Annotated in this window: 32 protein-coding genes; 26 read left to right on the top strand and 6 right to left on the bottom strand. The window is 69.7% G+C overall.

The features are described 5' to 3' along the window. The first annotated feature begins 8 nt into the window (after positions 1 to 8). Genes G4G93_RS30920 through G4G93_RS30910 form a run of 3 tightly spaced genes read left to right on the top strand, consistent with a single transcriptional unit; the run spans position 9 to position 1,300 of the window. Complete coding sequence (locus tag G4G93_RS30920) at positions 9 to 890, top strand: recombinase family protein (protein ID WP_165090729.1); 882 nt, start codon at positions 9 to 11, stop codon at positions 888 to 890. After that, entirely contained in the window at positions 868 to 1,125 is a 258-nt protein-coding gene (locus G4G93_RS30915) for a hypothetical protein (protein WP_165090727.1), read from the top strand. The genes G4G93_RS30920 and G4G93_RS30915 overlap by 23 nt, the downstream gene beginning before the upstream one ends. Further along, positions 1,118 to 1,300: a hypothetical protein gene (locus G4G93_RS30910; RefSeq protein ID WP_165090725.1), complete on the top strand. Its 183-nt coding sequence runs from the start codon at positions 1,118 to 1,120 to the stop codon at positions 1,298 to 1,300. The genes G4G93_RS30915 and G4G93_RS30910 overlap by 8 nt, the downstream gene beginning before the upstream one ends. Positions 1,301 to 1,304: 4 nt before the next feature. On the opposite strand, the gene G4G93_RS30905 is transcribed toward G4G93_RS30910, so the two are convergent. After that, positions 1,305 to 1,592 (bottom strand): addiction module antidote protein, encoded by a 288-nt coding sequence (locus G4G93_RS30905; protein WP_165090723.1) that lies wholly within the window; start codon positions 1,590 to 1,592, stop codon positions 1,305 to 1,307. Positions 1,593 to 1,595: 3 nt separating this feature from the next. Then, positions 1,596 to 1,892 (bottom strand): type II toxin-antitoxin system RelE/ParE family toxin, encoded by a 297-nt coding sequence (locus G4G93_RS30900; protein ID WP_165090721.1) that lies wholly within the window; start codon positions 1,890 to 1,892, stop codon positions 1,596 to 1,598. 113 nt (positions 1,893 to 2,005) lie between these two features. Between G4G93_RS30900 and G4G93_RS30895 the strand changes: the two genes are divergently transcribed. The 7 genes from G4G93_RS30895 (at position 2,006) to G4G93_RS30865 (ending at position 8,857) form a co-directional block, all read left to right on the top strand. Further along, complete coding sequence (locus G4G93_RS30895; RefSeq protein ID WP_165090718.1) at positions 2,006 to 2,353, top strand: HNH endonuclease; 348 nt, start codon at positions 2,006 to 2,008, stop codon at positions 2,351 to 2,353. A 108-nt stretch (positions 2,354 to 2,461) separates the two neighbouring features. Continuing rightward, entirely contained in the window at positions 2,462 to 2,920 is a 459-nt protein-coding gene (locus tag G4G93_RS30890) for a phage terminase small subunit P27 family (protein WP_165090716.1), read from the top strand. Between the two features lie 6 nt (positions 2,921 to 2,926). Next, positions 2,927 to 4,672 (top strand): terminase large subunit, encoded by a 1,746-nt coding sequence (locus tag G4G93_RS30885; protein WP_165090713.1) that lies wholly within the window; start codon positions 2,927 to 2,929, stop codon positions 4,670 to 4,672. Positions 4,673 to 4,914: 242 nt separating this feature from the next. Then, a complete protein-coding gene (locus G4G93_RS30880; protein ID WP_165090710.1) occupies positions 4,915 to 5,094 on the top strand; it encodes a hypothetical protein in 180 nt (59 codons plus the stop codon). A gap of 476 nt (positions 5,095 to 5,570) precedes the next feature. Further along, positions 5,571 to 6,851, top strand: coding sequence for a phage portal protein (locus tag G4G93_RS30875; protein WP_165090708.1), 1,281 nt, complete (start codon positions 5,571 to 5,573; stop codon positions 6,849 to 6,851). Then, positions 6,823 to 7,533 carry a head maturation protease, ClpP-related gene (locus G4G93_RS30870; RefSeq protein WP_165090706.1) on the top strand — a complete coding sequence of 237 codons (711 nt, stop codon included), beginning with the start codon at positions 6,823 to 6,825 and terminating at the stop codon, positions 7,531 to 7,533. The genes G4G93_RS30875 and G4G93_RS30870 overlap by 29 nt, the downstream gene beginning before the upstream one ends. Positions 7,534 to 7,603: 70 nt before the next feature. After that, positions 7,604 to 8,857 (top strand): phage major capsid protein, encoded by a 1,254-nt coding sequence (locus G4G93_RS30865; protein WP_165090703.1) that lies wholly within the window; start codon positions 7,604 to 7,606, stop codon positions 8,855 to 8,857. A gap of 12 nt (positions 8,858 to 8,869) precedes the next feature. On the opposite strand, the gene G4G93_RS30860 is transcribed toward G4G93_RS30865, so the two are convergent. Next, positions 8,870 to 9,076, bottom strand: coding sequence for a hypothetical protein (locus G4G93_RS30860; RefSeq protein WP_165090701.1), 207 nt, complete (start codon positions 9,074 to 9,076; stop codon positions 8,870 to 8,872). 429 nt (positions 9,077 to 9,505) lie between these two features. On the opposite strand from G4G93_RS30860, the gene G4G93_RS30855 reads away from it, so the two are divergent. The 7 genes from G4G93_RS30855 (at position 9,506) to G4G93_RS30825 (ending at position 12,318) form a co-directional block, all read left to right on the top strand. Next, a complete protein-coding gene (locus tag G4G93_RS30855; RefSeq protein WP_165090698.1) occupies positions 9,506 to 9,781 on the top strand; it encodes a hypothetical protein in 276 nt (91 codons plus the stop codon). Next, complete coding sequence (locus G4G93_RS30850) at positions 9,781 to 10,377, top strand: head-tail connector protein (protein WP_165090695.1); 597 nt, start codon at positions 9,781 to 9,783, stop codon at positions 10,375 to 10,377. The genes G4G93_RS30855 and G4G93_RS30850 overlap by 1 nt, the downstream gene beginning before the upstream one ends. A 2-nt stretch (positions 10,378 to 10,379) precedes the next feature. After that, positions 10,380 to 10,715, top strand: a complete 336-nt coding sequence (locus G4G93_RS30845; protein ID WP_165090693.1) for a head-tail adaptor protein — start codon at positions 10,380 to 10,382, stop codon at positions 10,713 to 10,715. An 86-nt stretch (positions 10,716 to 10,801) separates the two neighbouring features. Continuing rightward, on the top strand, positions 10,802 to 11,071 hold the full coding sequence (locus G4G93_RS30840) for a BrnT family toxin (protein ID WP_165090690.1): 270 nt from the start codon (positions 10,802 to 10,804) through the stop codon (positions 11,069 to 11,071). Continuing rightward, complete coding sequence (locus G4G93_RS30835; protein ID WP_165090687.1) at positions 11,034 to 11,363, top strand: BrnA antitoxin family protein; 330 nt, start codon at positions 11,034 to 11,036, stop codon at positions 11,361 to 11,363. Before G4G93_RS30840 ends, G4G93_RS30835 begins: the two co-directional genes overlap by 38 nt. Then, positions 11,360 to 11,920 carry a hypothetical protein gene (locus G4G93_RS30830; RefSeq protein WP_165090685.1) on the top strand — a complete coding sequence of 187 codons (561 nt, stop codon included), beginning with the start codon at positions 11,360 to 11,362 and terminating at the stop codon, positions 11,918 to 11,920. The genes G4G93_RS30835 and G4G93_RS30830 overlap by 4 nt, the downstream gene beginning before the upstream one ends. Then, the gene (locus G4G93_RS30825; RefSeq protein ID WP_165090682.1) at positions 11,917 to 12,318 is read left to right on the top strand and encodes a DUF3168 domain-containing protein; all 402 of its coding nucleotides are present in this window, start codon (positions 11,917 to 11,919) and stop codon (positions 12,316 to 12,318) included. The genes G4G93_RS30830 and G4G93_RS30825 overlap by 4 nt, the downstream gene beginning before the upstream one ends. Positions 12,319 to 12,350: 32 nt before the next feature. On the opposite strand, the gene G4G93_RS30820 is transcribed toward G4G93_RS30825, so the two are convergent. Then, positions 12,351 to 12,803 (bottom strand): PIN domain-containing protein, encoded by a 453-nt coding sequence (locus G4G93_RS30820; protein ID WP_165090679.1) that lies wholly within the window; start codon positions 12,801 to 12,803, stop codon positions 12,351 to 12,353. After that, positions 12,804 to 13,406: a DUF433 domain-containing protein gene (locus tag G4G93_RS30815; RefSeq protein WP_165090677.1), complete on the bottom strand. Its 603-nt coding sequence runs from the start codon at positions 13,404 to 13,406 to the stop codon at positions 12,804 to 12,806. A gap of 114 nt (positions 13,407 to 13,520) precedes the next feature. Here G4G93_RS30815 and G4G93_RS30810 point away from each other — a divergent pair, with 114 nt between their 5' ends. The 9 genes from G4G93_RS30810 to G4G93_RS30770 all read left to right on the top strand — a co-directional run bounded on the left by G4G93_RS30810 (position 13,521) and on the right by G4G93_RS30770 (position 23,043). Continuing rightward, on the top strand, positions 13,521 to 13,967 hold the full coding sequence (locus G4G93_RS30810) for a phage tail tube protein (RefSeq protein ID WP_165090674.1): 447 nt from the start codon (positions 13,521 to 13,523) through the stop codon (positions 13,965 to 13,967). Continuing rightward, positions 13,967 to 14,359 (top strand): gene transfer agent family protein, encoded by a 393-nt coding sequence (locus G4G93_RS30805; protein WP_246737133.1) that lies wholly within the window; start codon positions 13,967 to 13,969, stop codon positions 14,357 to 14,359. Before G4G93_RS30810 ends, G4G93_RS30805 begins: the two co-directional genes overlap by 1 nt. Next, positions 14,356 to 14,535 (top strand): hypothetical protein, encoded by a 180-nt coding sequence (locus tag G4G93_RS30800; protein ID WP_165090672.1) that lies wholly within the window; start codon positions 14,356 to 14,358, stop codon positions 14,533 to 14,535. The genes G4G93_RS30805 and G4G93_RS30800 overlap by 4 nt, the downstream gene beginning before the upstream one ends. Then, on the top strand, positions 14,532 to 16,928 hold the full coding sequence (locus G4G93_RS30795; RefSeq protein ID WP_165090670.1) for a hypothetical protein: 2,397 nt from the start codon (positions 14,532 to 14,534) through the stop codon (positions 16,926 to 16,928). The genes G4G93_RS30800 and G4G93_RS30795 overlap by 4 nt, the downstream gene beginning before the upstream one ends. Before the next feature lie 231 nt (positions 16,929 to 17,159). Continuing rightward, complete coding sequence (locus tag G4G93_RS30790) at positions 17,160 to 18,146, top strand: hypothetical protein (protein WP_165090669.1); 987 nt, start codon at positions 17,160 to 17,162, stop codon at positions 18,144 to 18,146. Positions 18,147 to 18,440: 294 nt separating this feature from the next. Continuing rightward, on the top strand, positions 18,441 to 19,076 hold the full coding sequence (locus G4G93_RS30785; protein WP_165090667.1) for a DUF2460 domain-containing protein: 636 nt from the start codon (positions 18,441 to 18,443) through the stop codon (positions 19,074 to 19,076). A gap of 4 nt (positions 19,077 to 19,080) precedes the next feature. Continuing rightward, positions 19,081 to 19,968 carry a DUF2163 domain-containing protein gene (locus tag G4G93_RS30780; RefSeq protein WP_165090665.1) on the top strand — a complete coding sequence of 296 codons (888 nt, stop codon included), beginning with the start codon at positions 19,081 to 19,083 and terminating at the stop codon, positions 19,966 to 19,968. Further along, entirely contained in the window at positions 19,946 to 20,434 is a 489-nt protein-coding gene (locus G4G93_RS30775) for an NlpC/P60 family protein (RefSeq protein WP_165090663.1), read from the top strand. The genes G4G93_RS30780 and G4G93_RS30775 overlap by 23 nt, the downstream gene beginning before the upstream one ends. Then, a complete protein-coding gene (locus tag G4G93_RS30770; RefSeq protein WP_165090660.1) occupies positions 20,431 to 23,043 on the top strand; it encodes a glycoside hydrolase TIM-barrel-like domain-containing protein in 2,613 nt (870 codons plus the stop codon). The genes G4G93_RS30775 and G4G93_RS30770 overlap by 4 nt, the downstream gene beginning before the upstream one ends. Here G4G93_RS30770 and G4G93_RS30765 read toward each other — a convergent pair. Beyond that, positions 22,983 to 23,710, bottom strand: a 728-nt coding sequence (locus tag G4G93_RS30765; protein WP_165090657.1) for an IS3 family transposase, incomplete at its 5' end; no start/stop codon positions are given. The genes G4G93_RS30770 and G4G93_RS30765 overlap by 61 nt on opposite strands.

The raw sequence follows: 23,710 nt of genomic DNA, 5'->3' as shown, positions 1-23,710 counted from the left end.
GAGGCTTGATGGCGTCGGTCGGCTCCCGGCGCGTCGGCCGGCTGCGTGCGCGCACCAAGGCCGCGGCCGCGGCGCAGGCCGAGACCACCATACGGGCGGTTGCATACGCGCGGGTCTCGACCGAGGAGCAGGCGACCAGCGGCCACGGCCTCGAGGGGCAGGACAAGGCGGTCCGCGCCTTCGCCCTGTCGCAGGGCTACGAGCTGGTCGCGGTCATCGCCGATCCGGGCGTCTCGGGCGCCACGCGGCCCTCCGAGCGGCCGGGCTTCGGCGAGGTCCTGGCCCTTGCCGAGGCCCGGGCCTTCGCGGTGCTGCTGGTCTACCGCTTCGACCGGCTCGCCCGCGAGATCCGCTACGCGGTCACCACCGTGTCCGAGCTGGCCGAGCGCTACGGCGTGGTGATCCGCTCCGTCACCGAGCCGATCGACACCGCGACCCCGATGGGCCGCACCCTCTTCGCCATCCTCGCCGGCATGGCCGAGTCGGAGCGCTACGCCATCCGCGACCGCACCGCCGGCGGGCGCGCCGCCAAGGCCGGCCGGGGCGGCTATGCCGGCGGGCGGGTGCCGTTCGGCTACCGGCGCGACGGCGAGGGACAGCTCCAGGTCGACCCGGCGCAGGCCCGGATCGTCCGGCGGATCTTTCGCAAGCGGGCCCGCGGACTGACGCAGGCCGCGATCGCCGCGGGACTGAACGCCGACGGCGTGCCCGGCCCGAGCGGCGGGCGCTGGCACCAGGCGCGGGTCGGCTACCTGCTCGACAACCCGAAGTATCGCGGCCTGTCGGAATACCTGTTTCGCTGGTCGGGGCAGGAGCAGCACGTGCTCTGCCCCGGCGCCCATGCGGCGATCATCACCGAGCGCGCGAATGAAGGGCCCGCCGATCCATGACGTCTGCTCTGCGGGCGCGCTGATGTGCGCCGACGATCCCGCCGCATTGCTGCGCCGGCGCGCCCTGCCCTGCCTGTGCCCGCGCCAGCACGACGCCCTCGATGCGCATGGCCGGCCGATCCCCGGCAGCGGCCAGACCGCCCGGACGGTCGGCGCCTCCCTCACCCGCGGCCGCCTGCGCGAGCGGGTGGCCTGCACCGCCTGCCCTCGCACCTGGACCCGCGTGAATGGCTGAGACCTCCACCACCGCCCTCGAGGCCCGCCTCGCGCAGCTCGCCGGGCTGCGGGCCGCGCTCGACTATGCCGACAGCTTCGAGGGCTGGGCCGCGCGGGCCCGGGCGATCGACGAGGAGATGGCGCGGGTGCGGGCGGCCCTGGCGGCGTCTCGGGCTGCGCCGCCGACTGGATGATGGATCAGGTGGCGGGCTTGACCGAGAGCTTGAGGCCGAGCGCCTTCAGCACGCCCATCAGCGTCGCCAACTCCGGGTTGCCGCGCTCCGAGAGCGCCCGGTACAGGCTCTCGCGCGAGCGGCCGGTCTCCTGCGCGATCTGCGTCATGCCGCGGGCCCGGGCGATGTCGCCGATGGCGGCGGCCACCAGGGCGGGGTCCCCGTCCTCCATCACGGCCTCGATGTAGGCGGCGATCGCCGCCTCGTCGGTCAGGAACTCGGTGACGTCCCAGGGCGTGGTTTCCAGGGGCATGGCTCACTCCTCCCGTGCGAGCTGCTTGGCGGTGGCGATGTCCCGGGCCTGGCTGGACTTGTCGCCGCCGCACAGCAGGATAACGATCGTGGCGCCGCGCTGGGCGAAATAGACCCGGTAGCCCGGGCCGTGGTCGATCCGCATCTCGCTCACGCCCTCGACCTCGCCGACCGGCTTCACGTCGCCGGGATTGCCCAGGGACAACCGCCGGATGCGGGCCGTGATCCGTGCCTGCGCCTGGAGATCGCGCAGACCCTCGAACCAGGCGGCGAAGACCTTTGACTGGCGGATCGTCGGCATGGTGTTTTGTAGCTTTAAGGCTACGAACCGGCAAGGCTCGGTGGGATGTAGCCCGGTCGCTCCCGATCCCGCTCACGACGACGTCGCCTGCCGGCGGCTGGAGGGGCTGACCCATGCCGACCCGTCCGCCCCAGCACCGCCCCCGGGGGAGCCGCCCGGTCGAGGAGGCTCGCCGGGAGAGCCGCCGGACCTATGACGCGCAGCGGCGCCGCACGAGCCCCTGGCGGGCCTGGTACGGCCTCGCGGCCTGGGCGGCTGCGCGCGAGGCCCAGCTCGCCCGTGAGCCGCTCTGCGAGCGTCACCAGGCCCGCGGCGCGGTCGTCCCGGCCACGGTGGTGAACCATCGTCGCCCGCACCGGGGCGACTGGGCGCTGTTCATCGATCCGGCCAACCACGAGAGCGTCTGCAAACGTTGCCACGACCGCGAAATCCAGCGCGAGGAGCGCGCCGCCGTCCCATGAGCAACCCCACCCCCCGGGTCCAAAGTCCCAAAGCCCCCACCGCCCGGACCGGTTGTTTAATCAGGAAAATGTGCGTGCGGTTTGGAGGGGATTTCTGGGGAGGTCGGGGTGGCGGGGCGTAAGCGCAAGCCCGATGCGCTGAAGCAGCTCGCCGGCACCGCGCAGCCGTGCCGGATGAACCCAGAGACGCCGGTCGCGTCCGAGGGGGAGAGCGAGGCGCCGGACTGGCTGAGCGAGCGGGCGGCCGAGATCTTCGGCCAGCTCGCGGCGATCACCGACCGGATGCGGATCGCCTCGCCGGACGACGTGGCGATGCTGGCGCTGCTCGCCTCGCGGCTCGAGGAGATCGAGGTCTGCACCGCGGTCATCGAGGATCTGGGGCGGGTCTACCAGACGGCGAGCACCACCGGCGCCACCATGCACCGGGCCCGGCCCGAGGTCGGGATGCGCAACGAGGCGATGCGCCATGCCCAGGCGCTGCTGGCCGAGTTCGGCCTCTCGCCGGCGGCGCGGTCCAAGGTGTCGGCCACCACCCCGCCGGACGGAAACCCGTTCGCCGACCTGTGAGGAGCGATGGCGCACCCGTTCGTGGACCAGGCGAACGGCTACGCCCGGGATGTCGTCGCCGGCCGGATCCCGGCCTGCAAATGGATCCGCCTGGCCTGCCAGCGCCACCTCGACGACCTCGCCCGCCAGGACGAGCCGGGCTTCCCCTACCGGTTCGAGCCGGGGAAGGCCGAGAAGGTGTGCCGGTTCGTGCAACTCCTGCCGCACACCAAGGGCAAGTGGGCGCGCAAGGCCGAGCGCCTGCGCCTCGAGCCCTGGCAGCTGTTCATGACCGCGGTGCCGTTCGGCTGGCTGCGCAAGGCCGATGGCCTGCGCCGCTACCGCAAGCTGTTCCTGCTGATCCCGCGCAAGAACGCCAAGAGCACCTGGGCGGCCGGCATCGCGCTCTATCTGTTCGCCGCCGACGGCGAGTACGGGTCGGAGGTCTATTCCGGCGCCACCTCGGAGAAGCAGGCCTGGGAGGTGTTTCGGCCGGCCAAGCTGATGGCGCAAAAAACCCCGGCCCTGCTCTCCCACTTCGGGATCGCGGTCGGCGCCAAGAACCTGCACATCCTCGGCAACGGCTCGCGCTTCGAGCCGATGATCGGCACGCCCGGCGACGGCGCCTCGCCGTCCTGCTCGATCCACGACGAGTACCACGAGCACGCCACCGACGAGCAGGTCGACACCATGGAGACCGGCATGGGCGCCCGCGAGCAGCCCCTGCTGATCATCATCACGACGGCCGGCGACAACCTCGCCGGTCCCTGCTACGCGCTCCAGCAGGAGGCGCAGAAGGTGCTCGAGGGCGTGCTCGAGGATCCCGAGCTGTTCGCCCTGATCTACACGGTCGACCCGCAGGACGACTGGACCTCGGAAGCGGCGCTCCGCAAGGCCAACCCGAATTTCGACGTCTCGGTCTCGGGCGAGTACCTGGTGACGCGCCAGCGCGCGGCAAGGGCGAACGCCCGCAAGGCCGGGGTGTTCAAGACCAAGCACCTCAACATCTGGGTGCAGGCACGGGACGCCTTCTTCAACGTGCAGCGCTGGATCGAGAGCGCCCGGCCGGGCCTGACGCTGGCCGATTTCCGCGGCGAGCCGTGCCGGATCGGGCTCGACCTCGCCAGCAAGGTCGACATCGCGGCGGCCGAGGTGCTGTTCGAGCTGGCCCACTGCGAGGGCGCGACGGCCGCCGGCTTGCGGGCGGAGGGATACCAGTATGCCCGCTTCGGCCTCTACTTCCTGCCGGAAGCGACGATCGAGGCCGGCGAGAACGAGCATTACCGGGGCTGGCGCGACGCCGTCCCGCCCTGGCTGGTGCAGACCGACGGCGACATGATCGATTACGGTGCGATCATGGACGCGATCCTCGGGCCCGAGGGCGCGGACGGCCAGCGCCGCGGCGGGCTCGTGGGCGAGCACCAGGTCGAGGAGGTCGCCTACGACCCGCACCAGGCGACGATGCTGGTGACGGCGCTGATGGAGGCGGGCCTGCCGTGCATCGAGGTGCGACCGCTGGTGCTGAACTTCTCCGAGCCGATGAAGCAGATGGAGGCCCTGATCCGGGCGCGGGCGATCGCCCATAACGGCGACCCGGTCTTCACCTGGATGCTGTCGAACGTGGTGGCCAAGCCCGACCGCAAGGACAACGTCTACCCGACGAAGCAGCGGCCGGAGAACAAGATCGACGGACCGGTGGCGCATATGATGGCGCTGGCCCGCTGTATGGCAGGCGAGGAGGCTGGGATTGGCCGCGGGTTCGTGGAGCTGTGAGAGCTGCTTTCGACCGAGGGTGTGTGAAAACTTAGGCACGCCCCGAGATCTTAGAACAATCTTCTGCACTGCCGCTATCCAGGGAACCGGGTTGGCAATCGACTTCCGCTATGATGTCCATGCGGCCGCCGCCCGGGATGGATGAGGAGAAGATCCTTCTACGGCCTTCGTGTCTTCATACAGCCTCGACCCTGAGCGGACCCCTCTCTTCCGCGCGCTTCAATCCGCGCAAGATGGTCCTGATGCTGACGCTGAAGGTCCTCGAAGGTGATGAGGAGCGCCGCTGCTTCATCAGTCGGCAGGCCCTTCCGGCGCAGGTGAGCGATGATGGCGCGTTGCTTCGCGATGTGCCGGGCACCGTTCTCCACGTGCCGCCTGACCATATCGAGTTCGGTTTCGCCTTCGTGCATAGACCATCATAGCAGACGTACCCCGCCCGGGAAGCGTCCACCTCCCATCCATTGCTGATGCTCGCTTTCGTTCAGGTCTAACGGCTCTCACGGGATGGTAGCGGGCCGGGGTGTTCCCTCTGAAGAGACCCCGCCCGCCAGTCTCTCCGAAAGGGTGATCGGGAAGGCGAGACGACGAAGGTTTTGCATCCCATCCACTGGCGAGCAATCCTTACGGAAGGGTTAGACCATACTAAGGCGGGCCGGGGCGTTTTCTCCGTCCGGAGACCCGACCCGCCTGTGACGCCAGCCGAGCGGCTTTGGAGCGGCAGGCTGGTGTGACTGCTGGGCCAATGATCGTCTGCTAGACTGGTTCCAGGTCTCTGCGCTTTCATCCGTCATGGTTGCATCTCGCATAGTGCGAGAGGGGCCGGTGTGCCTCATGCCGGGTTTCCAGCCGTAACCGGCATCCAATCGCCGGCCTACTATCCTGACTTCCGGAGCCCCTGATGCCCTTCTGGCGCCGCTCACCCCGCGCGGCCGCCCGGCCACGCGTGGAGACCCCTGTCTCGGCCGCGACCACCGTCCTCTCCTCCGACGCGGAGGCCTGGAACGCCCTCCTCCCCGGCGGGCTCGCCGGCACGGTCTCGCCCGCCACCGCGATGCGACACGCCGCGGTCTATCGCTGCGTGTCGATCATCGCCTTCGCGGCCGCGATGCTGCCGCTCAAGACCTACCGCGAGCTGGACGACGGCGACCGCGAGCCGAGCCTCGACCACCCCGCCGCCGACCTGCTGCGCATCCGCCCCAACCCGCGGCTCAGCCGCACGCTGTGGCTGCGCACCACGCTCGCCCAGATGCTCCTGCGCGGCAACGCCGTGACCTGGATCGAGCGCAAGGCCTCCGGCGATCCCGTCGCCCTCTGGCCGATCCCGTTCGAGCGCGTGGCGGTGAGCCTCGCCGGCGACCGTCTGCGCTACCGCCTCACCCTCGACACCGGCACCGCCATCGTGGTCGACCAGGACGACGTGCTGCACGTCCCCGGCTCGGCCGAGTGGGACGGGGTCACCGCCATGACCCCGATCCGCGCCATGAGCGCCGCCGTCGGGCTCGGCATCGAGGCGGACCGGTTCGCGCAAAGCTACTTCGAGAACGACGCCGCGCCCTCGGGCTACATCTCGTATCCGCAGGTCTACAAGGGCGACAAGGACGAGCTGCGCGGCTTCTGGCGCCGCACCTTCGGCAAGTCCGGCCGCCATGCCGGCCCCGCCGTCCTCGACCAGGGCGGCACCTACAACCGCATCCCGATCTCGGCGCAGGATGCCCAGCTCCTCGACACCCGCCGGTTCCAGATCGAGGACATCGCCCGCATCTTCGGCGTGCCGCGCTTCCTGCTCGGCATGGACGAGACCAGCTGGGGCTCGGGCATCGAGGCGCTCGGCATCGGCTTCGTCACCTACACCCTCGATCCGCACCTCGTGGCGATCGAGGACGAGGTCAACCACAAGCTCTACGGCCGCGGCCGGCCGGTCCGGCCGGGGCGCACCCCGCCCCGCTTCCTCGGCGAGTTCGACCGCGACGTGCTGGTGCGCGGCAACATCGAGAGCCGGTTCAAGGCCTACCGCCTGGCGCTCGGCGGCTCGTCCGGCCCGGGCTGGATGACCCCCAACGAGGTGCGCCGCAAGCAGAACGACCGCGCCCGCCCCGACGGCGACGGCCTCGCCGCCTGGAAGGCCCCGACCACCAAGCCGGAACCCGCCGATGCACCGCCTGATCCAGCTCCTGAATAGCAACCGCGGCGCCGGCCACCGCCTGGTCCGGGCCGCCGAGGGCGAGAGCGCGACGCTCTACGTCTACGACGCGATCGGCGAGGCCTACGGGGTCGATCCGCAGGCTTTCGTGCGCGACCTCCAGGGCGTCACCGCCGGCACGCTCCACCTGCGGATCAACTCGCCGGGCGGCGACGTCTTCGGCGCCCGCGCGATGAAGACCGCCCTGGAGCAGCACCCGGCGAAGGTCGTCGCCCATGTCGACGGGCTCGCGGCTTCCGCCGCCTCGTTCCTGATGCTGGCCGCCGACGAGATCGCGATCGCGCCCGGCGCCTTCGTGATGATCCACGAGCCCTGGTCCCTGGCGCTCGGCACCGCCGACGACCTGCGCGGCTCGGCCGATCTCCTCGACAAGGTCGGGCTCGCCATCGCGGCCGATTACGTCCGGCGCACCGGCAAGCCGCAGGACGAGGTCCTGGCGCTGATGAAAGCCGAGACCTGGTTCGAGGCCGAGGAGGCGATCGCCGCCGGGCTGGCCGACCGGAAGGCCGAGACGGCGGCGATCGGCAACGCCTTCAACCTCGCCGCCTACCGCAACCCGCCCGCGGCCCTCGCCCACCGCCCGCCCGACACCTTCGCGGCAGCCGCGGCCGAGCACGGCCGCTACGCCGCGCGCCTCGCCCTCTACGAGCGCGCCGCCTGATCCGCCCTCGCCCGTCCCCTTCCCTGCCAGCCGCCCACCCGGGCGGCTTTCTCGTTTTCGGAGCCCCACCATGACGCAGTCGATCCAGGCCCTGCGCGAGGAGCGCACGGCAAAAGCCCGCGAGGCCCGCACCCTCCTCGACGCCAAGACCGGCAAGGACTGGACCCCGGAGGTGAAGGACCAGGTCGACGCGATCTACGCCGCGATCGACCGCCTGGACGAGCAGATCGAGCGGGTCGAGCGGGTGCTCACCATCGAGGACAGCCTCGAGCAGCGCGGCCGGGTGCTCTCGGAGAAGAACGGCCGCTCGGTGGACGAGAACGCCGCCACGATCCGGGCCGAGAAGGCGATCTTCTCCGCCTGGGCCCGTGGCGGGGCCGAGGCGCTGACCGACGACCAGCGCGCCCACGTCAAGGCGCGCCGTGACGAGGCGCAGCGCGTCTACGGCGCCCAGTCCGTCGGCACCGGCGCGGCCGGCGGCTACCTGGTCCCGCGCGACTTCGCCGAGACCATGCTCGAGCGCATGGCGGCCTTCGGCGGGATGCGGGCGGTCGCCACCGTGATCCAGACCGACGGCGGCAACGCGATCGACTATGCCACCGTGGACGAGACCGGCCAGGAGGGCGAGATCGTCGGCGAGAGCCTGGCGGCGAGCGGCCAGGACATCGCCTTCGGCACGGTGAGCATCGGCGCCTACAAGTACAGCTCGAAGACCGTGGTGGTGCCCCTCGAGCTGCTTCAGGACGCGCGCATCGACATCGAGCCCTACATCAACGTGGCGCTCGCCACCCGCATCGCCCGCATCACCAACCGGCACTTCACGACCGGCACCGGTGCCGGCCAGCCCCGCGGCGTGGTCACGGCGGCGGCCACCGGCAAGGCCGGGGCCGCGGGCCAGACCGCGGCGGTCACCTACGACGACCTCGTCGACCTCGAGCACGCGGTCGATCCGGCCTACCGGACCTCCGGCCGCTGGATGTTCCACGACACGACGCTCAAGGCGCTCAAGAAGCTGAAGGACGGCCAGGGCCGGCCGCTCTGGCGCCCGGGCGTCACCGGCGGCGACCCCTCCGACATCCTGGGCTACGGCTACACGGTCAACCAGCACATGGCGCCGATGGGCGCCTCGGCCCGCTCGCTGCTGTTCGGCGACTTCAAGAAGTACCTGATCCGCGACGTGATGGCTGTGACGCTGTTTCGCTTCGCCGACAGCAAGTACCTCGAGAAGGGCCAGGTGGCGTTCCTGGCCTGGTCGCGCCACGACGGCAACCTGATCGATGCCAGCAACGACGCCATCAAGGCGTTCCAGCACCCGGCGAGCTAGGCTCCTGCGTTCCTAGGGAGTTGTTTCTGGCTGCAACACAGTCGCAAGAGAGCAACTCCCGATCAGAGCTAGCTCAGGCAAGACGGTAAAGCATGCAATGCGCAGACCATGCTCCTCATTTTTGAGAAGCGTGACATCATTATCCTCCGTCTTCATCCTCTTGTGAAGCTTGAGACCAAGCATGGTCATCATGCGGTCAGGAAGCATCGCCTTGTCCATGACGGCAGAGATCACACTGCACGTCACTGCGGGCGCTGTGCCGTCGTACACGTTGAGCGAGACTTGGTGGGGTACGCCACCTGCCCAAACGCCCCAGATGGCGAGTACCGTTCTCGGGTCACCCTCATTGATACGGTAGGGAAAAGGCCCAAACAATTCAGGCCAGCCGCGAGCAGTCGCGAGTTCTCGAAGGCGCTCGAGTGATTGCCGGTGCTGAAAGCAGGTCTCATCGAAGAGCTGAACAAATCGGGATGTTGACTCCTTTGGGTCAACAACACTCGGCCGAGGGATCTCGGTCGCGAGACCCGGAGGGCTGCCGGCGAGGACCAAGAGCAGGCTCACGGTCGTCCCTTGCTTACGAAGCCAAATCCTCATCGTCACCGATTCACGACCAACGCCAGCACGCTGTAAAGCCGCGGAGGCATACTCATGCAAGTCCGGATGCTCACCGGCATGGCCGGCGACAGCTTCTCCTACCACGCCGGCGAGATCGTCACGGTGCCGGACGCGATCGGCGAGGCTTGGAAGGCGGCGGGCCTCGCCGAGGCGCCGCCCCGGGCCGAGGCGGCCGAGCGGGCGGCGAAGGACCTGCGGGCGCAGGTCCAGGACCTCACCGCGCGGCTCGCCGAGGCCGAGGCCGATCGCGACGCCCTGCGCCATCAGGTCGAGGCCCTGGCGGCGCAGCTCGCGGCCGCGGCGCCGTGATGCTCAGCTACGCCCGGCTGGTGCCGCCGGCCGGCCGCGTCGTCGGGCTCGCGCGGGCGCTCGCCCATCTCAAGCTCGAGCCCGACACCGAGGAGGCGGAGGCGGTCACGGCGGCCCTCGCCGCGGCCGAGGAGCACCTCGACGGCTGGCACGGCGTGCTGCGCCACGCCCTCCTCGCCCAGACCTGGGAGGCGACGGCGCCCGCACCGGGCCCGTGCGGGTTCGGCGCGGCGCCCGGCTTCCTCCTCGACCTGCCGCCGGTAGCGGCAGTCCTCTCGGTCGAGGCGCTGTCCGGCGGCGCCTACCTGCCGGTCGCCACCTGGCGCAGCCTGTCGCCGAACCGCCGCGGCAGCCTCGCCCTGCTGCCCTCGCCCGGCACGCGCTGGCCGACCACCGATCCGGACCCGGCGGCCTGGCGCATCCGCTTCCGTGCCGGCTACGGCACACCCGCCGACGTGCCCCAGCCGATCCAGGCGGCGATCCTGCTGATCGCCGCCGACCTGTTCGACAACCGCGGGGCCAAGCAGCTGGCCACCCTCACCGACAACCCGACCATCGCCCGTCTGCTCGCCCGCTACCAGCCCTCGGAGGCCTGACCATGGATCCGGGCCAGCTCGACAAGCGCGTCACCTTCCGGCGCCGCACCCTCGTCACCCGCGGCGGCCGTCAGGTGCCGGGCGACTATGCCGACCTGTTCCGGGCCTGGGGCGCTTGGCGCCCCCTCACCGGCCGGCGCCTGGTCGAGGCCGGGGCGGTGACGGACGGGATCGACGGCACCCTGATCGTGCGCGAGACCGCCCGCACCCGCGGCCTCACCGTGGCCGACCGGGTGACGATCGCCGGCCACGACTTCGCGATCGAGTCGGTGCCGATCGCGCATCGCTCCGGCTGGCTCTCGCTCAGCGTCTCGCGCCGCCGGGCGGCCTCGACGTGATCGCATGAGCCGTTTCGCCTCCTTCCCATTTATTGTAGTGCCATAATTCCTTGACGCGGCTAATTCTTGGCACTACGAAAAATCACATGATCGAGCCGTTCGATCCCGCGAAGCGAGACAAGACCCTGGCCGAACGCGGCCTCGATTTCGCGTCGGCCGACGAGGTGTTCGAAGGCGGGACCTACACGTTCGAGGACACGCGGCGCGATTACGGCGAGCGGCGCTTTATTACCATCGGCCGGCTGCGCGGGCGGATGGTCGTGGTGGGATGGACCGAGCGCGACGATCGGCGCAGGGTCTTCACGATGCGGAAAGCCAATGAGCGCGAGCAAAAGAAATACGCCTCCCTTCTTTGACGAGAAGACGGGACTTGTCGATCTCGCGGCGCTGGACGCTCACGGGACGCAGGCGGAGGAATACGACGACCTGCCGGATCTGTCGGAGGTCGATGTGGGAACGGCAGACCGGCACGAGGCGGGCCGCCTCGTCAGCCGCGGCCGGGGCCGTCCCAGGCTCGACAATCCGAAGCGGCAGGTGACATTGCGGCTCGACGCGGACGTGATCGAGGGCTTCCGGGCAACGGGATCGGGCTGGCAGGCCCGGATCAACGCCATTCTGCGCGAGGCCTTGGAGCAGCCCGGCCGGTGATCGGCGAGCTCGTCAGCCTCGCCCGGCTCGGCTACGCGGCCGTGTCCGGGGTCGATGCCCTGGTCACAGGCCTGACCCGGATGGGCCTGCACCTCGCCCTGCGCAGCCGCGCCCTCGACCGGCAGGCGGCCGAGGACATCGTGGAGCGCGCCCGCGCCCGCGTCCCGCAGGATACCGGGCGGCTCTTTTCCGGCATCGAGGCCACCGAGGTCGACGGCGTCTGGGGCGTGCAGGCGAGCGCGGTCAACCCGCGCGACCCGCGCGAGATGGATTACGCCTTCCTGGTCGAGCACGGCACCCGCCCCGGGATCCGCGGCGAGCGGGTGGCGGATGCGGCCTACTTCCGCCCCCGCGACTCGGACGGGGCGCTGGCGGTCAACCCGCGCACCGGCCGGCGCTACCGGATGGCGGATGCCAACCGGCGCGCCCGCCGCACCCATCCCGGCACGAAGCCGCAGCCGTATTTCTGGCCCTCGGTCAACGAGGTCATGGCCGAGCGCGGCCTGGCGGCGGATGCCCTGATCAACGAGGCGGCCAACCGCGAGGGCCTGACATGACGCCGGAGCTGACCTTGCGCGACACGGTGCTGGAGCGCCTGCGGGCGACGCCGGCGGTGAGCGCGGTGGTGGGCGGGAAGATCTACGACGACGTGCCGGCGGATGGCGAGCCGGACCTGCCCTGGATCTTCGCCGGGCCGCTCAACGCCACGCGCCTCGAGGTGGGCGGCCTGCCGGCCTGGGACCTGCGGCTGCGGATCTTCATCGAGTCGGCGGCCTTCGACCGCGACCAGGCCTGGAGCCTGGCCCGGGCGGGCATGCGGGCGCTCGAGGGGTTCGAGCCGGCCGAGGGCGGGTTCTGCGACCGGATCAGCGTGCGCCAGGCCGGCGACGTGATCAGCCCGCTCACCGTGAAGGCGGCGTTCTTCGACGTCGCCGCCGTGATGCTGGATGCGTAGCCGCGGCCCTCACGCGACCGGACGGGGGCGGATCACCGGATTTCGGTCCCGTCGGGCGCCCAACGGCCCGGAGTCTCGCGGTCGGGGCTGATCACGGCAACGCCCCGGCCCTTCGTGTCCTTCGCGTTGCAGGTCACGAGAACGAGACCGTGCAGCATCGCGGTGGCGACTTGACCCCGATCCATCCATTGCGGACGATCCGGGCCGGCGAGCCTGCCCCAGGTTTCCGCGACATCGCCATCGACGGACAGGATCCGGCCGGCAAAGCCCTCCTTGAGCGCATCCAGGGCCGCCTGAAGCGTCGCGGCCACGGCCGCATCGCCGGCATCCCGCTTCTTCTGCACGCCCCGGGCAATCTCGAAGATCGTGATGGCGCTGATCGCCAGCGTGTTGTCGTCGATATCCGCGAGCCAGCGGCGGATGGCCTTGCCGTTCGGGCCGCTCCGCTTGCTGAGGACGTCGGTGTCGAGGAGGTAGGTCAGCACCTAATCGTCGAGGTCCAATGCGCTCAGGTCCGCCTGCGCGAGAGCCGCCTTTGCCGTCAGCTTCGGATAAGGGCGCCCCGCCTTGGGATGGGCGGCGGCATAGGCCTCGGCGAAGGCAACCTGGTCCCGGCTCAGGCTGGGATAGTCCCGGAGCACGTCCTCGATCGACATCTCACCGTCCAGGAGCGCGGCGAGACGATGGACCTCGACCTGCGTACCCTTGAGGACGATGTCGCCCTTGGCGTCATGCTCGACGGACGCCTCCAGGTCCCGCAAGGCCTGCAGGCGGTCGTCGACCTGCTGCGCCGCCTCGTCCAGCGAGGCGCGGAAGACGCCGGCCTCGAGGTGGGTGGGCAATTCCTCGTGCTGGCGCAGGGCCGCGTAGAGCTTGCCCCAGAGCGCCGCATTCAGGTCGTCCCGGTGGTCCCGGGCCCAGCTGAGGAAGACCAGCGTCTTGTGATCCAGCGCGCGGACCTTGCGGCCGCCGTAGGAGATCAGCTGGCAATCGACGTGCTTGCGCTCGACGGTCCGACGAACCTCCCGGACGGGCTCGCGCAGAACGAAGGCGGCCTTCGGGAGCGGGTAGATCTCAGGGCTGCTCATGAGACATCCAATACGACCTCTCAGATAGGGTCGCATTAGCACCGACGCAAGCTCCGTCGGCCACCGCCCTGAGGGTCGTTGCCGGCGGAGCCCCTCTTCACCGGAGAGAACCCGATGACCCAGACCGTCCCCTTCGGCGGCAAGGACCTTCGCGTCCTGCTCAAGGACTCTGCCGCCGACACCACCCCCGACTTCGTGGCGATGATCACCACCAAGGAGATCGAGTGGGTCAACGAGTTCGACGACGCCACCGTGCCGGAGGCCGACACGCCCGACCAGGTGCCGAGCCGGCGCTCCTTCCTCAAGGCCCGGGCCTGGAACACCTCGTTCTCCGGCATCGCCGACGCCAAGGGCTTCCGCACCCTCCAGGCCGCCGCGACCGCCGACCTGCCGACCTACGTCCAGGTCCTGGTCGCCAAGGTCGCGGCGGCCGGCGGCGGGCGCTGGGACGGCGCGGTGTGGTTCGAGAACCTGAAGCTCTCCTCGCAGGATAACGGCGTGGCGAAGTTCAGCGGCCAGCTGCGCGGCGAAGGCCCGCTGGCCTGGACGGCGGCGAGCTGATGGGCCCCGACACCTCCCGCACCGCAATCTACGCCGCCTTCGGCGGCAGCCGGCGCAAGCTGCAGCTCACCCTGGGCTGCATCGGCGAGCTGGAGCGGATCTGCACCGCCGGCATCGGCGAGATCCAGCTCAGGCTGGCCGGCCACCGCTTCTACGCCGCCGACCTGCGCGAGACGATCCGCCTCGGGCTGATCGGCGGCGGCGAGGACCTGGCCGGGGCCGAGGCGCTGATGCGCTTCAACTTCGACCAGCAGCCGCTGGCCACCCACCTCCAGCTCGCCGCCGACCTGCTCTCGGCCGCGGTGGCCGGTGTGGAGCCGGAGGGAAACGGGGTGACGGAGAGGAGCGACGCCCCGGCGACCTCTCCGTCTGGTACCGCGCCGGCGGCATGATGGGTCTGACGCCCCGGGAGGTCGATGCGCTCACCCTGCCGGAGATGCTGGCGATGCTGGAGGGCTTCCGCCGCTTCCACGGCGGCGAGGAGGAAACGCCGGCGCCGAGCCTGGACGCGTTCCTGACGGCGCTTGCCGAGCACAGAAACGCCGAACGCGAGAGGGCGCCGGGATGAGCGAGCCGCTGAAGATCCGCTTCGCCACCGACGTCTCCTCCGCCAAGGCCGGCCTGACCGACCTCGCGGCCTCGGTGGTCGCCAATGTCGGGCTGGTCTCGGCAGCGCTCAACAAGGGCGCGCAGGCGCAAGGCGGCTACGGCCAGGCGGTCGCCAAGGTCGCCCGGGCGGTGGGCGACGATTATGCGGCGATGACCGCCGCCGGCCTGAAGGCCGCCAACGACACCGAGGGCAGCGCCGTCGCCATCGCGGGCGCCGTTGCCCGCGCCGCCGGCCAGACCAACGTGGCGAGCGCGGCCATCACCACCTCGCTTGCTGCCGGCACCGCGGCGGCGCAGTTCAAGCTGGCACTCCTGCGCACCACCATGGCGCAGACGATGGCGAGCGTGATGGCGACCCCGGCCGGGGCCGCCGGGGTGAGCGCGCTCGCCGGGGTGGTCGCCCTGGTGACGCTCCTCAAGCTCGCCGACCGCGCCGCCTCGGCGGCCTCGGAGCGGATGGAGGGCCTCCTCGACCTCGCCGCCAAGGCCGGCGCGGCCGGTGTCGGCACCACGATGTTCCAGGCCTGGCTCGGCCAGGCGCGTGAGCTGAGCACCGAGGCCAAGACCCTCGAGGCGATGCTGCTGCGGGCCCGCGAGGCCGCCACGGTGACCCTCGGGCGCGACGTTGCCGCGGCGACGAGCCCGATCCGCAGCGCGCTGGCCGACCACGTCGCGGCCGGCAACCTCGGCGCCGGGGCCCTCACCCGCTACGACGCGGCGGGCGACCAGGAGCAGCGCATCCGCGTGATGCTCGACCTGGTGCAGGAGCTGCTCGCCGCCAACCGCCAGCTCGCCGCCTTCGACCTCGGCAAGACGATGTTCGGGGGCGAGTTCGAGGCGAAGCTGCGCGAAGGCGGCGCCGTGATCGAGGCGATGCGGCGCAGCCTCGACGGGATGCGGGCCGCCGGGGGCGAGCGCATCGTCTCGCCCGAAGAGATCGAGGTCGCCCGGCGGGTGAATGCCGAGCTGGAGAAATCCCGCGCCGTGCTGGCCGAGGCGCTGGCGCCGCTGCAGAAGGACATCGCCGACTACCAGAACCGCCAGCTCCTCGCCTGGTCGGAATGGATCGCCTCGGTCAACCGGGCCTCCGCGGCGGTGCTGAGCCTCTACGGCTACCTCAAGCAGGTGGGCGAGGCGGTCACGGCGCTCGGCAACTGGTCGGGCTGGGACCGGCTGTTCGAGGGCCTGACGGCCATGGGGCTTTCCGGCAACTGGGGCGGCACCGGCACGGGCGTGGTCGACCTGACGGACGAGGACCGGCGCAAGGCGCGGGAGGCGGCCGAGGGCAAGCCGCTCGCAGTCAGCATCGTGCCGCGGGGCGACCGGTCGAACGCGCTCCCGGCCTCTCCCGGGCGCGCGGGCCGCAGCGGGACCACGGAGGCCCAGGACCCGATCGAGACGCTGATCGGGGGGCTGGAGAAATCCACCGCCGCCCTCAAGGCGGAGATGGAGGCCTACCACCTCTCCAACGCCGAGAAGCGCACCGCGATCGAGCTGGCCAAGGCCGAGGAGGTGGCGAAGGCCAAGGGCGTGACGCTGACCGACGCGCAGACCGCGCGCATCCGGGCGGCCGCCACCGCCGCGGCCACCTACAAGGACAAGCTCGCCGACCTCGAGCAGGCCGAGCGCCAGCTCGCCGAGACCGCCCGGCATTTCGGCCAGGCGCTCTCGGACGCCTTCGCGGACGCGATCCTGGAGGGCAAGAGCTTCGGCGAGGTGCTGCGCAGCCTGGAGAAGCAGATCGCCCGGGCGACGCTGCAGGCGGTGTTCACCGGCCAGGGCCCGCTCGCGGGCCTCCTCGGCACGGCGCCCGCGGCGAGTGCCGGCTCCAACGCCGTCGGCGGGATCACCGGCACGGTCTCGAGCCTCATCAAGGACCTGTTCACCCGCAACACCGGCACCGGAGGCGACGTGGTCGATGCCGACGGCGCGCTCTGGCTCGCCGGCGGCGGGCCGGTGCGGGGCCCCGGCTCGGGCACCTCGGACTCGGTGCCGGCCCTGCTCTCCAATGGCGAGTTCGTGGTCAACGCCCGGGCGGCCTCGGCCCATGCCGGCCTCCTGGAGCAGATCAACCGCGGCGGTGTGCGCCGCCTCGCCCAGGGCGGCTGGGCCGGGCGCAGCCTCGCGGCGATCGGCGAGCGGGTACTCCCGGGTGGCGCGACGGGACCGGGGGCGGGCGGCGCGGCCAGGGCCGAGGATGCGGGGAGCGGCTCCGGCCGGAGCCCGCCCGCGCGGCCGGTTCAGGTCACTTTCACGGTGCAGAGCCCGGACGCGCCGAGCTTCCTGCGGGCCGAGGCGCAGCTCACGGCGGCCCTGGCGCGGGCGGTGCAGCGGGGTACGCGTGGTCTTTGACGAGGCAGAAGCGCCTGGCTTGATCGCGTCGTGGTCTGCTTTGGGTGGGGAGCGGACTCTGACTATTCGTTGGGAAGCGGACATTCCGCCTTCAAGCGAACGCAGACCCTGCGAAGGTCTCGAAAACTGGCCATCTGATCGAAATCAGGGTGTCGAAATGCAAAATGATAACGATATGTTGATATCGGCTTGGCTGGAAAACCCATAGTGTAAGCGAGGAGCGTGGCTTTGATGTTGCACTCAGAACAACGTTGGACCTATGCTCTCTTTCTCGCGCTTTGCATTGTGCAGGGCGCGAACGCTGGCGTTCCGGAGAAAGCAGGCCCTTGTACGGTGCCAGTGCGCAATGGTCATCCGACAGAACAAGATCACGGCCAGTCTTTTCGAATGATTTCCGGTTTTGTAATGCTTCCCGGTATTCGCAGACCAGTCATTTATTCGTGGCTCAGAAATGGCGCATGGACCATCGACGATCATGACTCGTTCGTGCCTTTCCCCGGTGAATTTCCGTCGAATTACATTCATGACAGCTTTGAACGCGATCCTAATACCGGACGGATCATCGGCGTTGGCTTAAAAGGTGTGTTCGTTATCGAGCCCGGTGAGGTTGAATTCAAGATACTTATTCGAAAAGGCGACTTTAATCTGAAATCTCCGGGTCCTGCCAATTTCATTCCCAGAATGTCTGGCTTTATGTTATTGGATCCGAGCGGTTTGTATTTGATAGATAACGACCTGAGAGCTTCACAACTTCGCTTGGACAACATGCCTGACTTGATAAATGTCGGCGGTATTGCGGATCTAGCTGAATTGAAAGCTGTTTTAATCGGTAATAATGGACGTATTTACATTCGCACTGACGACGGACACTCTACTCTGTTGGCTACTTTGGAGAAATGGGATTTTCTCACAAACGCTGCCGTAGGACCATCTGGCGACACTGTACTTGTCCAAAGCTACTGGAACGCATTTGAAATCAAAATTTCAAGGGGGTATGATGGGAAGATAATAGAGCCTATCGCTTCCGGGGCTATGAGGACCAGACCGAAAGATAAGCCCTTTGATATTCCACCGTCATCGACACGATTGCAGAAAGAAAAACTAAGAAATTATGTTAGCTCTCCGATACCAGTTCGCGGAGAATCAATCCTGATGGCCTCGGACGGCCTTCACCTTATTAGAAAACCACGCACCCAAGATCAGATGAGTTGCAATTGATATTAGAATGGCGCGTTGCGCGAGCGGCCGCTTTATACTTTCTTAGTTTGAGGGTCTTCGTTCACTAAAAAACTATGAAGCGGCCTCGCCCCAGGTCGGTCTAAGATCGTGAGTGGGCGCAACGGCGGTATCTGCTTCTGCCGACTCCCATTTGAAAGCCAATCATCGCATTCCCGACCAACCCAGCAACGGATCACAGTCCACCAACCTATCGGGAAGCGGACCTTCCGAGGGTCTGCAACGGGTCGAAAGCCGCCCCTCACACCGTCGAGCTAGCAGGGGAGCATCCTTATCATGACGTCCCCCTTCCACGAGGTGCGCTTTCCCCTCGCCCTGTCCTACGGTTCCCGCGGCGGCCCGGAGCGGCGCACCGAGATCGTCACGCTGGGCTCCGGCGACGAGGAGAGAAACAGCCTCTGGCGCCACTCCCGTCGCCGCTACAATGCCGGGCCCGCCCTGCGCTCGGCCGAGGACGTCGCGACGCTCCTCGCCTTCTTCGAGGAGCGTCGCGGGCCGCTCTACGGCTTTCGCTGGCGCGACACCTTCGACCACAGCTCCGCGGCTCCCGGTCAGACCCCCGCGCCCACCGACCAGCGCCTCGGCACCGGCGACGGCACCACCCGGGTGTTCCCGCTCACCAAGACCTACGGCGCCGCCTTCGCGCCTTACGCCCGCCCGATCACCAAGCCGGTCGCCGGGTCGGTCACGATCGCGGTCGGCGGCGTCGCGCTCGCGGGCAGCGCCTTCACCCTCGACGCCGCCACCGGCCGCGTCACCCTGACGGCGGCGCCCGCCGCGGGCGCGGTCGTCACTGCGGGCTTCCTGTTCGACGTGCCGGTGCGCTTCGCCACCGATCGCATCGAGATCGACCATCAGGCCCTGCGCGCCGGCCTCGTCGCCGACATCCCGGTCATCGAGATCCGCCGGTAGCGCCATGAAGATCCTCTCTCCCTCCCTCACTGCTCGCCTCGCGAGCGGGGTCACCACCCTGTGCCAGTGCTGGATCGTCACCCGCTCCGACGGCCTGCGCCTCGGCTTCACCGACCATGACGAGGACCTGACCGTCGACGGCGTGACCTGCTCGGCCGAGAGCGGCGCCACCGGCACCGCCGTCGAGCAGGGCACCGGCCTGTCGGCCGACAGCCTCGAGATCGTCGGCGCCCTCACGAGCGGGCGCTTGGCCGAAAGCGAGCTGGCGCGGGGCCTGTTCGACGGCGCCGCGGTCGCGGTCTGGCGGGTCGATTGGGCGAGCCCGGCCGATCGGGTGCTGATCCTCTCCGGCACGATCGGCGAGGTCTCGCGCGGGCCCACCGCCTTCACGGCGGAGGTGCGCGGCCTCGCCGATCGGCTCAACCAGCCCCGTGGTCGGGTCTACCAACGCTCCTGCGACGCGCTCCTCGGCGATGCCCGCTGCGGGATCGACGCCGGGGCCGCCGCGATCCGCGGCGCCGGCACGGTCGCGACGGTGAGGAGCGCCCGCAGCCTGATCGCCTCCGGCCTTTCCGCCTATGCGAGCCGCTGGTTCGAGGCCGGCCGGCTGGTCTGGACCTCCGGGGCCAACGCGGGCGCCGCGGTCGAGGTGCGGGCGCACGGCCTCGCCGGCGGGCTTGCTAGCCTCGACCTGTGGGAGCCGATGCCGGCGCCGATCGTCGCCGGCGACGCGTTCCAGGTCGTCGCCGGCTGCGACAAGTCCTTGGCGAGCTGCCGGGACAAGTTCGCCAACGTCGTCAACTTCCGCGGCTTCCCGGACTTGCCGGGCAACGACTACGCCGTGGCCTACGCCGTCCAGGGAGCCGATAATGACGGAGGCCGCCTCGGCTGACACCCGCGCGCGCATCGTCGCGCTGGCGAGAACCTGGCTCGGTACGCCCTACCACCACCAGGCGAGCCTGCGCGGTGTGGGCTGCGACTGCCTCGGCCTGCTGCGCGGCGTCTATGCCGAGCTGTACGGCGCCGAGCCGGAGGTGCCGCCGCCCTACACCCCGAGCTGGGCCGAGGACCGGGGTGCCGAGACGTTGCGGGATGCCGCCGCCCGGCACCTGGTGCCGCTCGAACCGGGCGCGGCCGAGTCCGGCGACGTGCTGCTGTTCCGCTGGCGCGACCGTCTCCCGGCCAAGCATTGCGGGATCCTGGTCGCCCCGTCCGTGATGATCCACGCCTATGACGGCCATGCGGTGGTCGAAACCTGGATCCCGCCGGGCTGGACCCGGCGCATCGCCTACGCCTTCCGCTTTCCCGAACCCTTGCCCGAGTCCCTGCCCGAGCCCTTGCCGGAGTCCCCGCGATGAGCACGCTCGTCCTGTCCTATGTCGGCCAGGCGGTCGGCACGGCCCTCGGCGGCCCGATCGGCGGCGCGATCGGCCAGATCGTCGGCGCCGCGAGCGGCAGCGCCCTCGACCGCGCCATGTTCGGGTCCAAGCCGAAGACACAGGTCAATCTCGGCCCGCGCCTGTCGGACCTCCACGTCACCGCCTCGACCGAAGGCGCCACCATCGCGCGCGTCTTCGGCTGCGTCCGCATCGGCGGACAGATCATCTGGGCGACCAAGCTCAAGGAGGTGCAGAAAGTCGAGAAGGTGAAGTCCTCCGGCGGCAAGGGCGGCGGCGGACAAAAGGCCTTCAACGTCACCTATGCCTACAGCGTCAGCGTGGCGATTGCCCTGTGCGAAGGTCCGATCGTCGCCGTGGGGCAGGTCTATGCGGACGGCAAGCCGATCAACCTCGCGGCCTACGGTGCCCGGGTCTATCTCGGCGACGAGGCGCAGGGGCCCGACCCGAAGATTGCCGCGGTCGAGGGCGCCGACAGCGCCCCGGCCTATCGCGGCCTCGCTTACATCGTGTTCGAGGATCTGCCGCTGGCCGGCTTCGGCAACCGGGTCCCGGTCATCACCGCCGAGGTGATCCGGCGCCCGCCCAACGCCTCCGGCCGGCCGCGCCTCGAGGAGCTGGTGACGGCGGTCACGATGATCCCGAGCATGGGCGAGTTCACCTATGCCACGGTGCCGGTCAACGCCTCGACCTTCGGCGGGATCGCCGGGCAGAACACGGTGTCGGGCGGGGTCGATGCGCTGAAAGCCCTGGATCAGCTCGCGGTCGAGGCGCCGTCCTGCCGGCACGTCTCGCTGGTGGTCGCCTGGCACGGCACCGACCTGCGGCTGTCGGCCTGCCGCATCGTCCCGAAGGCCGAGACGGCAGCCAAGACCACCAAGCCGGAATGGCTCGCCGGCGGGGTCGACCGGGCGGCGGCTGCCATCGTCAGCGGCGGCGCCGCCGGGACGCCGCTCCTCGGCGGCGCGCCGTCCGACCTGTCGGTGGTGCAGCTCATCGGGGCGCTGAAGGAGCGGGGCTACAGCGTCACGCTCTACCCGTTCGTGATGATGGACATCCCGGCCGGCAACGGCCTGCCCGATCCCTACGGGGCGGCGGAGCAGGCGGCGTTCCCCTGGCGCGGGCGCATGACCTGCCACCCGGCCCCCGGCCGGCCGGGCAGCCCCGACAAGACCTCGGCCGCGGCGGATCAGGTCGCGGCGTTCTTCGGCACCGTGGCGCCTGCGGACCTGGCGTGGAACGGCAAGACGGTCACCAGCGCCAAGGCGGAATTCTCGTTCCGCCGGTTCATCCTGCATTGCGCGCGGCTCGCGCAAGCCGCGGGCGGGGTCGATACCTTCCTGATCGGCTCCGAGATGATCGGGCTCACCACCGTGCGGTCGGACGCCTCGACCTACCCGGCAGTGGCGCAACTCGTGGCTCTTGCGGCCGACGCGCGCGCGATCCTGGGGAGCGGCACGAAGCTCGGCTACTCAGCCGACTGGACGGAATACGCCAACCATCGTCCGGCCGACGGCTCGAACGACGTGTATTTCCACCTGGATCCGCTGTGGTCGAGCCCGATTATCGACTTCGTCGGGATCGACAATTACATGCCGCTCGCCGATTGGCGCGACGGGTTCGACCATCTCGACGCCAAGGGCAGCACGTTCACCTCCGGCGCGCCCTCGCCCTACGATCCGGGATACCTCGCCGGCAACGTGGCCGCCGGCGAGCTGTTCGACTGGTACTATCCGACGCCTGCCGATCGCGACGCACAGAACCGGGTCCCGATCGCCGATACGGCCTATGGCGAGCACTGGGTGTTCCGCCTCAAGGACCTGCGCGCCTGGTGGTCGAACCCGCATCGCCACCGGCCGGGCGGGGTGCGCCAGGCTTCCGCGACGGGGTGGGTGCCGCAGAGCAAACCGGTCCGCTTCATCGAAATCGGCTGCGCCGCGATCGACAAGGGCATGAACCAACCGAACGTCTTCGTGGACCCGAAGTCCTCGGAAAGCTTCCTGCCCTACTACTCGAACGGACGGCGCGATCCGGCGGCGCAACGGGCCTACCTGGAAGCCACCTTGGCCTACTGGCAGGGGGACACCGGCAACCCGGTCTCGTCGGTCTATGGCGGCCGGATGGTCGATCCGGAGCGGCTGTTCGTCTGGACCTGGGATGCCCGGCCCTATCCGGACTTCCCGCGCCAGGCGGCCGTCTGGAGCGACGGGCCCAACTACCGCCTCGGCCATTGGATCAACGGGCGCCTCGGCCTGGCGCCGATCGCCGACGTGGTGGCCGAGCTATGCGGCGGCCTCGGCGTGCCGATCGATGTCGGCCAACTCCATGGCCTGGTGGAGGGCTACGCCGTCACCGAAGTCCAGACGCCGCGCGCCAGCCTCGAACCGCTGCGCACGTGCTTCTTCTTCGACGCGGCGGAGTCGGCCGGGCGCCTGGTCTTCGCGCCGCTGGCGCGAGCGCCGGCGGCGTCCCTCACCGCCGACTGGGATTGCCCCGTTTCTGTGGACGGCTATGGGGCTTGGCTGAGCAGGGTCTCGGTTGCGGGTTTTGGGCGATGCTCCTGTTCGTAGACGAGGGGTGAGCGGTAACCCAGGGCGGAGTGTCGCCGCACCGGGTTGTAGAAGCCCTCGAGGTCGCTGAAGAGGGCCGTGCGGGCCTCAGGCCGGGACTGGAAGCGCCGGCGGGCGAGGAGTTCGCATTCCAGGGTCGAGAAGAAGCTCTCGGCCATGGCGTTGTCGTAAGCATCCCCGACCGAGCCCATCGAGGGTCGCACACCCGCCTCGCGGCAGCGGCTGCCGAAGGCTAGCGACGTATATTGCGAGCCCTGATCCGAGTGGTGGATCACGTCTCGCGGTTTTCTCTGGCCAACCGCGATCTCGAGCGCGTCCAGTACTAGTTCAGTTCGAAGATGATCGGCCATCGACCAGCCGACGACCCGACGGCTGAACGCGTCGAGCACGATCACCAGGTAGAGGAACCCGGCACGCGTCGGGATGTAAGTGATGTCCGCGACCCACAGCCGGTTGGGCTCATCAGCCGCAAAGCTGCGGTCGACGAGGTCCGGGGCCGGCCGGGCCTCTTGGTTGCGCCGTGTCGTTACGGGCCCACCGCGGCGATGGCACGCCCCGACGAGACCCGCCTGTCGCATCAGCCGGGCAATGCGCTTGCGGCTGTGGGCCTCGCCTTGGTCGCGCAACTCCGCCTGGACCCGCGGCGAGCCGTAGGTCTGGCGCGAGC

Source organism: Methylobacterium sp. DB0501 (genome assembly GCF_011043735.1).
Taxonomy (GTDB): Bacteria; Pseudomonadota; Alphaproteobacteria; order Rhizobiales; family Beijerinckiaceae; genus Methylobacterium; species Methylobacterium alsaeris.
The sequence above is the reverse complement of the archived record's forward strand: the minus strand, read 5'-3'. Positions and strand labels throughout refer to the sequence as shown.